Source organism: Massilia aurea, assembly GCF_014200505.1.
Lineage (GTDB): Bacteria > Pseudomonadota > Gammaproteobacteria > Burkholderiales > Burkholderiaceae_D > Telluria > Telluria aurea_B.
Genome location: NZ_JACHBX010000005.1, coordinates 49596 through 63154, shown reverse-complemented (window position 1 = coordinate 63154; position 13559 = coordinate 49596). Strand labels below are relative to the sequence as shown.

Below are 13559 nucleotides of genomic sequence, written 5' to 3'. Positions count from 1 at the left end.
AATTTGTCGTTTACATGCCCAATACAGGTGGATTTCCCCACCGAATTGCAAGCGGTTTGCGCGATATTTGAAGGGTTTTATCAACTTTAAAATGCTGTTCGCTGACAACTTGCCAACATTCTTTATTCGCCTAATCACATTCTGCGTAGCCTTGGGCCGCGCCACCTTGCCATGTCCCTGACCCTATCTGACGTAAAACGCATTGCCAACCTGGCCCAGCTCGAAATGAACGAGGCCGATGCCGAGATCGCCCTGACCGAGCTGAACGGCATTTTCGCGCTGGCCGAGCAGATGCAGGCGGTCGATACCACCGGCGTGGCGCCACTGGCCCAGCCGCTGTCGGCGATCCTCGCCCTGCCGCTGCGCCTGCGCGACGACGTGGTGACCGAACAGAACCACCGCGACGATTACCAGGCGCCGGCCCCGAAAGCGCAGGACGGCCTGTATCTGGTGCCGAAGGTCATCGAGTAATCCCGGCTTTTGAATCGCTCACGAATCCGCTTTTAGAATCGACACGCACATGCATAACAAGACCCTCAAGGAGCTGTCCGCGCTCCTGCACTCGAAGCAGATCTCGAGCACCGAACTGACGCGCCACTACCTCGGCCGCATCGACGCCAGCGAGCATGACGCCTTCCTGCACGTGGACCACGCGCGCTCACTGGCCCAGGCCGCCGAGGCCGACGTGCGCTTCGCCGCCGGCACGGCCGGCCCGCTGACCGGCGTGCCGATCGCGCACAAGGATATTTTCGTCACGCGCGACTGGCGCACGACGGCCGGCTCGAAGATGCTCGAGGGCTACGTCAGCCCGTTCGATGCGACCGTCGTCGAGCGCTTCCGCAATGCCGGCATGGTCACGCTGGGCAAGGTCAATCTCGACGAATTCGCGATGGGCTCGGCCAATGAAAACTCGGCCTACGGCGCAGTGAAGAATCCATGGGACACGACGGCGGTGCCGGGCGGCTCGTCGGGCGGCTCGGCGGCGGCGATCGCTGCGCGCCTGGCGCCGGCGGCCACCGCAACCGACACCGGCGGCTCGATCCGCCAGCCAGCCGCGTTCTGCGGCGTCACCGGCATCAAGCCCACCTACGGGCGCGTATCGCGCTTCGGCATGATCGCGTTTGCCTCGTCGCTCGACCAGGGCGGCCCGATCGCCCAGAGCGCCGAGGATTGCGCGCTGCTGCTCAATGAAATGATCGGCTTCGACGAGCGTGATTCGACCAGCCTGACGGTCGACCAGGGCAACGTCGCGGAAGACTACACGCGCGCGCTGGAGCACCCGTTGACCGGGCTGCGCATCGGCGTGCCGGCCGAGTATTTCGGCGAAGGCCTGGCGAGCGACGTCGAAGCCGCCGTGCGCGCGGCGCTCGAACAGTTCGTGAAACTGGGCGCGACGCTGGTGGACATCTCGCTGCCAAAGACCGCGCTGTCGATCCCGACCTATTACATCATCGCGCCGGCCGAAGCCTCGTCGAACCTGTCGCGCTTTGATGGTGTGCGCTACGGCCACCGCGCCAGCGAGTACAAGGATTTGCAGGACATGTACCGCAAAACCCGTGCCGAAGGTTTCGGCACGGAGGTCAAGCGCCGCATCCTGGTGGGTACCTATGTGCTGTGCCACGGCTACTACGACGCCTACTACGTGCAGGCGCAAAAGATCCGGCGCCTGATCGCCGACGACTTCCAGGCCGCGTTTGCCGACAAGTGTGACGTGATCATGGGCCCGGTCGCACCGACCGTGGCGTGGGATCTGGGCGCCAAGTCGAACGACCCGGTGGCGAACTACCTGGCCGACATCTACACGCTCTCGACCAGCCTGGCGGGCCTGCCCGGCATGTCGATCCCGTGCGGCTTCGGCGCCGGCGAGAAGAACGGCAAGCGGCCGGTCGGCCTGCAAATCATCGGCAACTACTTCGCCGAAGCCAAGCTGCTCAACATCGCGCACCAGTACCAGCTCGCGACCGATTGGCATACGCGCACGCCGGACGGCGTTTGATTCGCGCCGACACAGAACAAAGAGAGAACACTATGCAATGGGAAGTCGTCATCGGTCTTGAGAACCACGTGCAGCTCACGACCCAATCGAAAATCTTCAGCGGCAGCGCGATCCGTTTCGGCGCCGAGCCGAACACACAAGCCAGCCCGGTCGACCTGGCGCTGCCGGGTGTGCTGCCGGTGCTGAACCGCGGCGCGGTCGAACGCGCGATCCGTTTCGGCCTGGCGGTCGGCGGCACCATCGCGCCGGAGTCGGTCTTCGCGCGCAAGAACTACTTTTATCCCGACCTGCCGAAGGGTTACCAGATCAGCCAGTTCGCCGATCCGGTGGTCCAGGGCGGCACGCTGACCTTCGCCTACGAAAAAGACGGCAAGCTCGAAATGAAAACGGTCAACCTGACCCGCGCCCACCTCGAGGAAGACGCCGGCAAGTCGCTGCACGAAGACTATGCGGGCATGAGCGGGATCGACCTGAATCGCGCCGGCACGCCGCTGCTGGAAATCGTGTCCGAACCTGAAATGCGCAGCGCAGCCGAAGCCGTGGCGTATGCCAAGGCGATGCACTCGCTGGTGATGTGGCTGGGCGTTTGCGACGGCAATATGCAGGAGGGTTCGTTCCGCTGCGACGTCAACGTCTCGGTGCGCCCGGTCGGCCAGCAGGAATTCGGCACGCGCTGCGAAATCAAGAACCTGAATTCGTTCCGCTTCATGGAAGAAGCGATCCACTACGAAGTGCGGCGCCAGATCGAGCTGATCGAAGACGGCGGCAAGGTGATCCAGGCCACGCGCCTGTGGGACCCGGACCGCAAAGAAACGCGCTCGATGCGCACGAAAGAAGACGCGCAGGATTACCGCTACTTCCCCGACCCCGACCTGCCGCCGCTGGCGATCGGCCAGGACTGGATCGAGCGCGTGAAAGCGGAGATGCCGGAACTGCCAGGCGCCATGCGCGCACGCTTCACAGGCGAATACGGCCTGCCGGAATACGACAGCCTGGTGCTCACGTCGTCGCAGACGATGGCGACGTACTACGAAGCGGTGGTGGCAAAAGCCGGCAAGGAAAACGCGAAGTCGGCCGCCAACTGGATGATGGGTGACGTGTCGTCGACACTGAACCGCGAAGGCGTCGAGCTGCAGGCTTCGCCCGTAAGCGCCGCGCAACTGGCGCTGCTACTCAAGCGCATCGCCGACGGCACGATCTCGAACAAGGCCGCAAAAGAAGTCTTCGCAGCAATGTGGGACGCGAAATCGGACGACGAAGCACTGGCCGACACGGTCATCGATCAGAAAGGCCTGAAACAGATCTCGGACACGGGCGCACTGGAAGCCATCGTCGACGAAGTCCTGGCCGCCAATGCCAAATCCGTCGAACAATACCGCGCCGGCAAAGAAGCCGCGATCAACGCCCTGATCGGCCAGGCAATGAAAGCCTCCAAAGGCAAAGCCAACCCAGCGCAAGTCACCGAACTGCTGAAGAAAAAGCTGACCAGCTAACCCTTCCTTCTCAATTAGGGTCAGAGTCGAATTATTGAGCAATTGCCCACGATTGCCAGCAATGCGACGCTGACCCTGATTCATTTTTACCCGCAGTGATTGCCTAACTTGGCCACTCTGTCCCCACTTATCGGGCGACCGCGAGCAATTGCCCAACAATTCGACTCTGACCCTATTTGTTTGGACGGCCAAAACTGTCCGCAAAGCAGGAAAGCTGAGCCGATTCCCGTTCAAGTGATCAAATTGATTAGGGATATTCCAAGCGGAAAATAAATCGATTCCTGCAAGCACATAAACAATGAGGGTCAGAGTCGAATTGTTTGACAACTCTAGAGAATTGCCCAATAAGTCGACTCTGACCCTAATTAATTTGCAAGAGTTTCCGCCTAATCTAAATTAGGGTCAGAGTCGAATTGTTTGACAACATTGGGTAATTGCCCAATAAGTCGACTCTGCCCCTAATTGTTGGGCTATTGCTTTTGGATGCCGTAGCGGGTGCGGTAGGCGGAGACGGCGTCTTTGTGTTGCGACAGGCGGGGGTCGGCGGTGTGGGTGTCGAGGTAGGTGAAGAGGTCGGCGAGGTTGGCGATCGAGATCACCGGGATGTTGAATTCGCGCGAGACTTCTTGTACGGCTGACTGCTCGGAGAGTGCGTCGTCGGCGCCCGAGCGTTCCATGCGGTCCAGTGCGATCAACACAGCGGCTGGCTCGGCGCCGGCGGCGCGGATCATGGCGACCGATTCGCGCACTGAGGTGCCGGCGCTGATCACGTCGTCGATGATCACGACCTTGCCCTGCAGCTTGGCGCCGACGATGGTGCCGCCTTCGCCGTGGTCTTTCGCTTCCTTGCGGTTGTAGGCGTACGACGTGTCGCGCCCTTTCGCGGCCAGGGCCACTGCCGTGGCGGAGGCCAGCGTGATGCCCTTATAGGCCGGGCCGAACAGCATGTCGAACTCGACGCCCGAGTCGAGCAGCGTCTGCGCGTAGAACTGGGCCAGTTTGCCCAGTGTGGCGCCGTCGTGGAACAGGCCGGCGTTGAAGAAGTATGGCGACAGGCGCCCGGCCTTGGTCGTGAATTGGCCGAACTTCAATACTTCGGCCTCGACCGAAAACCCGATGAATTGCTGGCGCAGATCAGTCATGTACTTCTCCCTGAATGTCGAAAGCGGCTATTTTAATCGCTCACGGCCTCGCCGGCGACGACCCGTAGCGCTTCGGCACCGCTGATCGGCTTGACCATGTGCGCTGCGAAGCCGCTGGCCTGGCTGCGCGCGCGGTCCGTGGCCTGGCCGTACCCGGTCAGTGCGACCAGCCGGCACAGGCGCCCTGCCGGCAGCACGTGGATGCGCGCGGCGAGCTGGTAGCCGTCGAGCACCGGCAGGCCGATGTCGAGCAGCGCGACGTCGGGCCGGAAGCGTTCAATCGCCGCCAGCGCCGCCACCGGATCGTGATACACCTCGACCGTGTGCCCGTGCGCCGTCAGCAGGCGCGCCAGCGTGTTGGCGCCGTCAGCATTGTCGTCCACCACCAGCACCCGCTGCGGCGCGCTGTCGATGACCGGCGCGGCCACAACGGCCACCGGCGCGGCCAGCCCCGCCACACCGTGCAGCGGCAGGCGCACCACGAACTCGCTGCCCAGGCCCCGTCCTTCGCTGCGCGCTTCGACGCTGCCACCATGCAGCTCGACGATGTTCCTGACCAGCGCCAGCCCGATCCCGAGCCCGCCCTCGGCGCGGTCGATGCTGCGTTTGCCCTGGAAGAACAGCTCGAACACCTGCTCGTGCATCGCCGGCGCCAGGCCAATGCCCGTGTCGCGCACGCTGATCTCGACCACGTCCGCGCCGTCGCGCCGTGCGCGCAGCCAGATCCGGCCACCCGGTTCGGTGTAGCGCGCGGCATTGGTCAAGAGGTTCGACACCACCTGCACCAGCCGCGCCGGATCGCCTTCCCACACTAGGCCCGGCTCGACATCGACTTCGAGATGGTGACCGCGCTGCTCGACCAGCAGGCTCGCCATCTCGAGCGCGCGGCCCGTCACCTGCGCCATTTCGACCTGTTCAACCTTCAGTTCGATCTTGCCGCGCGTGACGCGCGAGACGTCGAGTAGGTCGTCCACCAGCCGCACCAGATGGTCGACCTGGCGCTGGATGATCTCGCCCTCGCGGCCGTACGCGCCATCGCCGCGCATGCGCATCAATTGCAGCGCAGTGACGATCGGCGACAGCGGATTGCGCAGCTCGTGGCCCAGCATCGCCAGGAATTCATCCTTGGCCTGGCTGGCCGCGCCCAGGTCGACCAGCAGCTGCTCGCGCTCTCGGGCCGCGTGCTCGATCGCCAGGCGGTTGCGCACGTGCTCGGTCACGTCGACCGCCACCACGATCACGCCTTCCGGCCGGCCGTCCAGGTCCAGCAACGGCTCCAGGCTGAACTTGAAGAAGCGTTCGACCGGTTGACCATCTGCATCCAGGCGCGTGACTGACAGCTCCTCCGCCTGGTACGACACGCCGCTGGCGTAGACGCGGGCGACCGCCTCGGCGACGCCGGCACCGCCCAGATGCGGAAACGCTTCGTCGAAGGTCTGCCCCAGCATGCTGCTGGTGTCGATCAGGTCGCGGTAGCGGTTGTTCACCAGCCGGAAGCGCAACTCGGGCCCCATCAGTAGCGCCGCAGCGACCGGCGCGGCCATCAGCATGGCGTCGCGCTGCGCCAGCGCCTGGTCGCGCTCGTGGCGTTCGGACGCGTCGCGCGTGAAGCAGCGTGTGTAGCGCAGCTGGCCGTCGACGAAGTGCCCGTTCGAGTGGATCAGCACGTGCTTGATCGAGCCATCCTTGCAGCGCAGACGCGCCGGCTGGTCGTACAGCGCCTCGCCCGCGAGCAGCGTGCGCAGGATGAAATCGATCGTGGCCGGGTCTTCGTGAAAGTCGGCGATATGCCGCCCGACATAGTCTTCCCAGCCATAGCCGAGCATCTGCAATTCGGCGCGGTTGGCCCACAGGATAGTGCCGTCGGGGCCGACGCGGTGCAGCCCTTCGACGGCGTTCTCCACGAAATCGTAGAGTTCGGCGGTCGTGGCGTCATCGTGCTCGCGCACGGAAATAGCGACGACGTCCGCAGGGAGCGGTTTGTCAGTGTTCATGGAGTCGGGAAGAAGGAAAATGCGGCGTGCCGTCGACGCGCAGGGGACCGCCAGTGTAACAGGTCGTTGCCATTTATCACCGCCAGTCCCCATAAAGCAACAACCTCAAGGCATGACGGGCAGCATCAAAACACGCTACACTTGCCGGCTGACGACGTGCCCCATGGTGCGCTCTGCCCTCTTCACTTGCTTGAACATCTCCATGCCACGAATCATCTCCGCAAACCTCAACGGTATCCGCTCCGCCCACAAGAAGGGCTTTTTTGACTGGCTGGCCACGCAGGACGCCGACTACATCTGCGTCCAGGAACTCAAGGCCCAGGAAGCCGACATGACCGAAGATTTCCTGCGCCCGCACGGCTACCACGGGCGCTTCCACTACGCCGAGAAAAAAGGCTACTCGGGCACCGGCGTCTACAGCCGCACCGAACCAGACCAGCACCGCATCGGTTTCGGGTGCCTGGAGTTCGATGCCGAAGGCCGCTACACGCGCTGCGACTTCGGCAACCTGACCGTCATCTCGGTCTACTGCCCGTCCGGCTCCTCGTCGCCCGAGCGCCAGCTGGCCAAGTTCCGCTTCATGGAAGTCTTCCTGCCGCATCTGCAAGAGCTGCAGGCCGAGGGCCGCGAAGTCGTCATCTGCGGCGACTGGAACATCGCGCACAAGGAGATCGACCTGAAGAACTGGAAGGGCAACCTGAAGAACTCAGGTTTCCTGCCCGAAGAACGCGCATGGATGACGCGCATCTTCGACGAACTGGGGATGGTCGACGTGCACCGCGGCCTGGATGCGCGCCCCGACCAGTACACCTGGTGGAGCAACCGCGGTCAGGCCTACGCGAAGAACGTCGGCTGGCGCATCGACTATCACGTCGCCACGCCCGGCATCGCGGCGCGTGCCAAAACCGTCTCGGTCTACAAGGACGTGAAGTTCTCGGACCACGCCCCGCTCATCATCGACTACGACCTGTAATCACATCGGCCAGCGCAAATCGAAGCGGCTGGCAAAGCTGCGCGGCTGGCGCGTGAGCGGATCGTCGAACGCGATGGCGCGCGCCAGCAACTGCAGCGGCGCGCTGAAATCGTCGCTGCCGCAGGGCCGCGCCACCGGATAGAAACTGTCGCCGACGATCGGCGCACCGAGCGACGCCAGGTGCAGGCGCAACTGGTGCTTGCGCCCCGTGTGCGGATGCAGCCGGTAGCGCGCGAGCAGCCCGCGCCCCTCGATCAATTCGATCAGCGTTTCCGAATTGGGTTCGCCCGCCACTTCTTCGCTGAGAAAAAACTGCGCCGCATCCTGCATGCGGCTGCGGTACGTGAACGGCAGCGTACGTCCCTGCAGCAACGGCGCGATCGCTTCATAGGTCTTGGTGACCACCCGCTTCTGGAACATCGACTGGTAAGCGCCGCGCGACGCGGGATTGTGCGAAAAGATCACCACGCCCGCCGTCTCGCGATCGAGTCGGTGGATGGGCACCAGGTGCGGCAAGTCATGCGTGCGCTTCAGGCGCACCAGCAGCGTCTCCCGCAAGAAGCGCCCGCTCGGAATCGTTGGTAAAAAATGCGGTTTGTCGGCGACCAGGATGTGGTCATCCTGGAACAGCACCGCCTCCTGGAACGGGATGGGCACCTCGGGCACGTCGAGCTCGCGGTAGTACCAGATACGCATGCCCTGGCGCACCGGCGTGTCGAACGCCACCCGCGCGCCCTTGGCATCGACGACCTCGCCCCGTTCCAGCCGCGCCGCCCAGGATTGCATCGGCACGTCAGGAAAGCGCTCGCATAAAAAGCGCAGCATGCCGCCGGCGCGCGTCTCGGTCAGCCACAGGTAGCTGGGCGCGACGCCGTCACGCAGGGGCAGCGGAACGAGTGCATTGGCTTCGGCCTGACGGCCCCTGGCGCTACTGCCCATCAACGCCTCAATTCAGCGCAGTGCTCTTGTAGGCCGGCAGCTTGGCGACCGTCGTCTTCTTGGCACGCGCATACAGCGGCAGCAGCACGTTCATGTGCGCTTCCATGTCCTTGATGCGGGTGTCGCCGCCCGGGTGGGTCGACAGGATTTCCATCGGCGCGCTCTGGTTCAGCGTGGCCATCTTGCGCCACAGCGCGATGCCGGCGCGCGGATCATAACCGGCGCGCGACGAGATATCCAGGCCCACCAGATCGGCCTCGCGCTCTTCGTCGCGCGAGAATTTCAGCACCAGCATGCTGCCCAGGCCATTGGCCGCGGTAGCGGTCAGGTTGGGATCGACGCCGAAGATGCCCGACAACAGCGCGCCACCGACACGCGCGCCGAGCGCGGTGACGTTGGACTTGGCCAGGCGCTCGCGCCCGTGTTCACGCAGTGCGTGCGCGATTTCGTGGCCCATGATGGCCGCGGCTTCGTCATCCGTCAGCTGCAGCTTGGTGAGGATGCCGGTGTAGAAGCCGATGCGGCCACCCGGCATGCAGAATGCGTTGACCTCGTCGGCCTGAATCAGGTTGACCTGCCAGTCCCACTTGCTGGCCACCGGATTCCAGCGCGGCGTGAACGGGATGATGCGCTGGGCGATCGTGCGCAGACGCTTGAGCTGCGGGTCGCTGGTCGGGGCCAGCAAGCCCTTCTCCTTGGCCTGGCTCATCATCTCGGTGTACTGCAGGCGCGCGGCCTCGTTGACCTGTTCTTCGGGCGCCAGCACGCGCATGCGCGACAGTGGCTTGACCTCGATGCCATCCTGGACGACGACGCCGGCGTCCTGCGCCGTGGCCAGGCCGGTCGCGGCGAACAGGGTCAGACAAACGGCGAGTTGTTTCAGTTTCATCATCATGGCTCCGGCAGGCTGTTGTTGGCAGCCGGCCTCGTAAAATTGGTTATAAATGGGCAGCGCCCGCGCAGAATCGACGTGATCATGCCGTATGTACCGGCCCGGTTCAAGCCGCCAACGCACATAAGTCGCAACCTGCCCCGCGTTACACTGCCGGCGGCGCTTTTTTGCGCAGGCGGAAGACCGCCATGCTGCCGCGCAGGTTCGGCAGAAACTTGACCACCTTGCCGTCGGCCAGCGCCACGCATTCCAGCACTTCCAGGCCGCACTCCACCGCCAGTTCCTGGAAATCGTAGATCGTGGCGCAGCGCACGTTCGGCGTGTCGTACCACTGGTACGGCAGCGCGCGCGAAACCGGCATGCGCCCGCGCAGCAGCGCCAGGCGGTGCGGCCAGTGGGCGAAGTTCGGGAACGAGACGATCGCTTCGTGGCCGACGCGCACGATGTCGCGCAGCAGGCCTTCGACATGCTGCATCATCTGCAGCGAGTTCAGACACAGCACGGTGTCGAACGTGTTGTCGCCAAAAAGGCCCAGGCCCTTTTCCATATCGTGCTGGATCACGTTGATGCCGCGAGCGGTGCTTTCCAGGACCTTGTCGTCGGCGATCTCGATGCCGTAGCCCGAGCAGCGCTTGCCGGATTCAAGATAACGCAGCATGGCGCCGTCGCCGCAGCCGACGTCGAGCACGTGGGCGCGCTCGCCCACCCAGTGCGCGATGAAGGCCAGGTCGGGCCGCAGCGTATTGAGGTCGGCGAAATTCATGCGGCCTCCGTGGCGGTGGTCACGGCGCCTGGCGCCAGTTCAAGCGCGATGCGGTTGTAATACGCGCGCACCACGTTCATGTAGCGCGCATCGTCGAGCAGGAAGGCATCGTGGCCGTGCGGGGCGTCGATTTCGGCGTAGGTCACGCGGCGCCGGTTGCTGATCAGGGCTTCGACGATCTCGCGGCTGCGCTCGGGCGAGAAGCGCCAGTCGGTCGTAAACGACGCGATCAGAAACTGCGCTTTGGTACCGGCCAGCGCCTTTTCGAGATCGCCGTCGTACTCGCGCGCCGGATCGAAGTAATCGAGCGCCTTCGTGATCAACAGGTAGGTATTGGCATCGAAATATTCCGAGAACTTGTCGCCCTGGTAGCGCAAGTACGATTCGATCTCGAAGTCGACGCCGAAGTCGAAGTTGTAGTCGTTTGTTTCGGCCGCATTGCGCAGCTTGCGCCCGAATTTCTCGGCCATGTCGTCGTTCGACAGATACGTGATGTGGCCGATCATGCGCGCCACTTTCAGGCCGTTCTTCGGCACCACGCCATGCTCGTAGAAATCGCCGCCGTGGTAATCGGGGTCGGTCAGGATCGCCTGGCGCGCGACGTCGTTGAAGGCGATGTTCTGGGCCGACAGCTTCGGCGTGGACGCGATCACGATGCAGTGGCGCAGGCGCTCCGGGAACTTGATGCTCCACGACAGGGCCTGCATGCCGCCCAGCGAGCCGCCCATCACGGCGGCAAAGCGGTCGATGCCGAGGCGGTCGGCCAGCAGCGCCTGCGCGGTCACCCAGTCTTCCACGGTCACCAGCGGAAAGCTCGCGCCATACGGCTTGCCGGTGGCGGCGTTGAGATGCATCGGGCCGGTCGAGCCGAAGCACGAGCCCAGGTTGTTTACGCCGATGACGAAGAAGCGGTCGGTGTCCACGGGTTTGCCTGGGCCGACCATATTGTCCCACCAGCCCGCGCTCTTGGGCGAGTCGTACTGGCCGGCGACGTGGTGCGATGCATTCAGGGCGTGGCAGACCAGCACCGCATTGGACCTGTCGGCGTTGAGCGTGCCATAGGTTTCATACATCAGCGTGTAGTTGCTGAGCTGCGCGCCGCTTTGCAGGCGCAGCGGCCCGGCGAAGTGCATCGCCTGCGGTGTGACTATTCCTAGAGATCCCATGGGACTGTGTGCTTTGATTGATGATGCGGTGGTGGCGCCGTTGCCGGGCATGGCAACGGCGCGCGACTCACAGGGTCTGCAACTGCTCGACGGCGCTGGCGATTTCACCCGGCTCCATCGCGCGCAGGATGCGGCGGGTACGGGTGGTGACCACGCCAAGGTCGGTATTCAGAATTTCCTGTTTCACCGCCAGCAGCTGCGCCGGGTGCATCGAGAACTCGCGCAGGCCCATGCCCAGCAGCAGGCGCGTGAGCTTGACGTCGCCGGCCATCTCGCCGCACACCGCCACATCCAGCCCGGCCTTGTGGCCCGTGGCGATGGTCGAGGCGATCAGTTGCAGCACCGCCGGGTGCAGCGGATTATACAGGTGCGCCACTTCGTAATCGACGCGGTCGATCGCCAGCAGATACTGGATCAGGTCATTGGTACCGATCGACAAAAAATCCATGCGCCGCACGAACAGCGGCAGCGCCAGCGCAGCAGCTGGGATCTCGATCATGGCGCCGACTTCGATGCCTTCGTCGAAGCGGATCTTCTCGTCGCGCAGCTGGATCTTGGCCTGCTCGATCATGCCCAGCGTCTGGTCGATCTCGAACGCGTGCGCGAGCATCGGGATCAGGATGCGCACCTTGCCGAAGGCCGATGCGCGCAGGATCGCGCGCAGCTGCACCAGGAACATCTGCGGCTCGGCCAGGCAATAGCGGATCGCGCGCAGGCCGAGCGCCGGATTGAGGGCCGTGTGGTCGGTCTGGTCGAGCGGCTTGTCGGCGCCCACGTCGAGCGTGCGGATAGTGACCGGGCGGCCCTTCATTGCCAGCACCGCCTTGCGGTACTGCTCGAACTGTTCTTCTTCGTCCGGGATGCGCAGCGCCTGCGCGCCGCGGCCCATGAACAGGAATTCGGAGCGGAACAGGCCCACGCCATTGGCGCCCGCTTCGAGGGCGGCCGGACAATCGTCGGGCAGTTCGATATTGGCCAGCAGCGTGATCGTGGTGCCGTCGCGCGTGATGGCTGGCGTCTTCTTGAGCTTGAGCAGGCGCTTGCGTGCCTTGGCCATCGTGATCTGGCGCGCGCGGTACTGTTCGAGCACCAACTGGCTTGGATTGCAGATGACGACGCCGGCATCGCCGTCGACGATCAGCCAGTCGTCCTGCTCGACCAGGCGAGAGGCCTGGTCCATGCCGACGACGGCCGGGATATCCAGGCTGCGCGCGACGATGGCCGTGTGCGAGTTCTGGCCGCCGACGTCGGTAACGAAGCCGATGAACGAGCGGTCGCGAAACGCCAGCATGTCGGCCGGCGAGATGTCGTGGGCCACGACGATCATCTGTGGCGGTGGCTGGTCTTCGTCGGCAAACACGGGCGCGACGCTCAGCGCGGTGCCGGTCAAGACCTTCAGCACGCGCTCGGCGACCTGCTGGATATCGTACTTGCGCTCGCGCAGGTAGGGGTCTTCGATTTCGTCGAACTGCGCCGAGAGTTCATCGATCTGCGTTACCAGCGCCCATTCGGCGTTGTAGTGGCGCGCGCGGATGATGTCCAGCGGCGCCTCGGAGATCATCGGGTCGGACAGGATCAACGCATGCACGTCGATGAAGGCGCCCAGTTCGGTCGGGGCATCCTTCGGCAGGCCGGTCCAGAGTTCCTGCAGATTGTGGTGGACGGCGGCGATCGCATCCTGCAGGCGCCGCACCTCGGCCTCAACCTGTTCTTCAGGGACCAGGTAATGCTTGACGTCGAGTGCGGCCGGCGTGAGCAGGTGCGCGCGGCCGATCGCGATGCCGCGCGAAACCGGAATGCCGTGAAGGAGAAAGGAAGCCATGGAAGAATCCGTTGAACGCGAGGGGACCGCTTCACGCGGCATTATTCACCTTCACCGAACTTGTCGTTGACGAGCGCCGTCAGGGCGGCCAGCGCGGCTTCTTCGTCGGCGCCATCGGCTTCGAGCGTGACCTTCGCGCCCTTGCCGGCGGCGAGCATCATGACACCCATGATCGACTTGGCATTGATGCGCCGGCCGTTGCGGGTGAGCCAGACGTCGCTCTTGTACCTGGCGGCCAGTTGCGTGAACTTGGCGGAGGCCCGTGCGTGCAGGCCCAGCTTGTTGATGATCTCGAGTTCTTGTTGAATCATAGTCGCTTTATCGTTTTTGTAATGTGTCTGACTGCGCCCGGTATCTCCTCGCACGCATCGCCATTGCC

12 protein-coding genes are annotated in these 13559 nt (G+C 64.0%); 4 read left to right on the top strand and 8 right to left on the bottom strand.

Going from position 1 to position 13559, the window contains the following annotated elements:
* Positions 1 to 171: 171 nt before the first annotated feature.
* Genes gatC through gatB form a run of 3 tightly spaced genes read left to right on the top strand, consistent with a single transcriptional unit; the run spans position 172 to position 3489 of the window.
* A complete protein-coding gene (gatC, locus tag HD842_RS20205) occupies positions 172 to 471 on the top strand; it encodes an Asp-tRNA(Asn)/Glu-tRNA(Gln) amidotransferase subunit GatC (RefSeq protein ID WP_183556676.1) in 300 nt (99 codons plus the stop codon).
* Positions 472 to 520: 49 nt separating this feature from the next.
* Positions 521 to 1996, top strand: coding sequence for an Asp-tRNA(Asn)/Glu-tRNA(Gln) amidotransferase subunit GatA (gene gatA / locus HD842_RS20200; protein ID WP_183556674.1), 1476 nt, complete (start codon positions 521 to 523; stop codon positions 1994 to 1996).
* Positions 1997 to 2028: 32 nt separating this feature from the next.
* A complete protein-coding gene (gatB, locus tag HD842_RS20195; protein ID WP_183556672.1) occupies positions 2029 to 3489 on the top strand; it encodes an Asp-tRNA(Asn)/Glu-tRNA(Gln) amidotransferase subunit GatB in 1461 nt (486 codons plus the stop codon).
* A gap of 470 nt (positions 3490 to 3959) precedes the next feature.
* On the opposite strand, the gene pyrE is transcribed toward gatB, so the two are convergent.
* Entirely contained in the window at positions 3960 to 4631 is a 672-nt protein-coding gene (pyrE, locus tag HD842_RS20190) for an orotate phosphoribosyltransferase (protein WP_183556670.1), read from the bottom strand.
* Positions 4632 to 4663: 32 nt separating this feature from the next.
* Positions 4664 to 6625, bottom strand: coding sequence for a hybrid sensor histidine kinase/response regulator (locus HD842_RS20185; RefSeq protein WP_183556667.1), 1962 nt, complete (start codon positions 6623 to 6625; stop codon positions 4664 to 4666).
* A 202-nt stretch (positions 6626 to 6827) separates the two neighbouring features.
* Between HD842_RS20185 and HD842_RS20180 the strand changes: the two genes are divergently transcribed.
* Positions 6828 to 7598 (top strand): exodeoxyribonuclease III, encoded by a 771-nt coding sequence (locus HD842_RS20180; RefSeq protein ID WP_183556665.1) that lies wholly within the window; start codon positions 6828 to 6830, stop codon positions 7596 to 7598.
* On the opposite strand, the gene HD842_RS20175 is transcribed toward HD842_RS20180, so the two are convergent.
* The 6 genes from HD842_RS20175 to HD842_RS20150 all read right to left on the bottom strand — a co-directional run bounded on the left by HD842_RS20175 (position 7599) and on the right by HD842_RS20150 (position 13491).
* Positions 7599 to 8537, bottom strand: coding sequence for a pseudouridine synthase (locus HD842_RS20175; protein ID WP_183556663.1), 939 nt, complete (start codon positions 8535 to 8537; stop codon positions 7599 to 7601).
* Between the two features lie 7 nt (positions 8538 to 8544).
* Complete coding sequence (locus tag HD842_RS20170; RefSeq protein ID WP_183556661.1) at positions 8545 to 9429, bottom strand: M48 family metallopeptidase; 885 nt, start codon at positions 9427 to 9429, stop codon at positions 8545 to 8547.
* 145 nt (positions 9430 to 9574) lie between these two features.
* On the bottom strand, positions 9575 to 10192 hold the full coding sequence (gene metW, locus HD842_RS20165) for a methionine biosynthesis protein MetW (protein WP_183556659.1): 618 nt from the start codon (positions 10190 to 10192) through the stop codon (positions 9575 to 9577).
* Positions 10189 to 11358: a homoserine O-succinyltransferase MetX gene (metX, locus tag HD842_RS20160; protein WP_183556656.1), complete on the bottom strand. Its 1170-nt coding sequence runs from the start codon at positions 11356 to 11358 to the stop codon at positions 10189 to 10191. Before metX ends, metW begins: the two co-directional genes overlap by 4 nt.
* A gap of 67 nt (positions 11359 to 11425) precedes the next feature.
* Positions 11426 to 13180 (bottom strand): phosphoenolpyruvate--protein phosphotransferase, encoded by a 1755-nt coding sequence (ptsP, locus tag HD842_RS20155; protein ID WP_183556654.1) that lies wholly within the window; start codon positions 13178 to 13180, stop codon positions 11426 to 11428.
* A 41-nt stretch (positions 13181 to 13221) separates the two neighbouring features.
* Entirely contained in the window at positions 13222 to 13491 is a 270-nt protein-coding gene (locus HD842_RS20150; RefSeq protein WP_183556652.1) for an HPr family phosphocarrier protein, read from the bottom strand.
* Between the last annotated feature and the right edge of the window lie 68 nt (positions 13492 to 13559).

Excerpts from the sequence above, each read along its gene's own strand:
- gatC (WP_183556676.1), top strand. The coding sequence starts at position 172 with ATGTCCCTGACCCTATCTGACGTAAAACGCATTGCCAACCTGGCCCAG.
- gatA (WP_183556674.1), top strand. The coding sequence starts at position 521 with ATGCATAACAAGACCCTCAAGGAGCTGTCCGCGCTCCTGCACTCGAAG.
- gatB (WP_183556672.1), top strand. The coding sequence starts at position 2,029 with ATGCAATGGGAAGTCGTCATCGGTCTTGAGAACCACGTGCAGCTCACG.
- pyrE (WP_183556670.1), bottom strand. The coding sequence starts at position 4,631 with ATGACTGATCTGCGCCAGCAATTCATCGGGTTTTCGGTCGAGGCCGAA.
- HD842_RS20185 (WP_183556667.1), bottom strand. The coding sequence starts at position 6,625 with ATGAACACTGACAAACCGCTCCCTGCGGACGTCGTCGCTATTTCCGTG.
- HD842_RS20180 (WP_183556665.1), top strand. The coding sequence starts at position 6,828 with ATGCCACGAATCATCTCCGCAAACCTCAACGGTATCCGCTCCGCCCAC.
- HD842_RS20175 (WP_183556663.1), bottom strand. The coding sequence starts at position 8,537 with ATGGGCAGTAGCGCCAGGGGCCGTCAGGCCGAAGCCAATGCACTCGTT.
- HD842_RS20170 (WP_183556661.1), bottom strand. The coding sequence starts at position 9,429 with ATGATGAAACTGAAACAACTCGCCGTTTGTCTGACCCTGTTCGCCGCG.
- metW (WP_183556659.1), bottom strand. The coding sequence starts at position 10,192 with ATGAATTTCGCCGACCTCAATACGCTGCGGCCCGACCTGGCCTTCATC.
- metX (WP_183556656.1), bottom strand. The coding sequence starts at position 11,358 with ATGGGATCTCTAGGAATAGTCACACCGCAGGCGATGCACTTCGCCGGG.
- ptsP (WP_183556654.1), bottom strand. The coding sequence starts at position 13,180 with ATGGCTTCCTTTCTCCTTCACGGCATTCCGGTTTCGCGCGGCATCGCG.
- HD842_RS20150 (WP_183556652.1), bottom strand. The coding sequence starts at position 13,491 with ATGATTCAACAAGAACTCGAGATCATCAACAAGCTGGGCCTGCACGCA.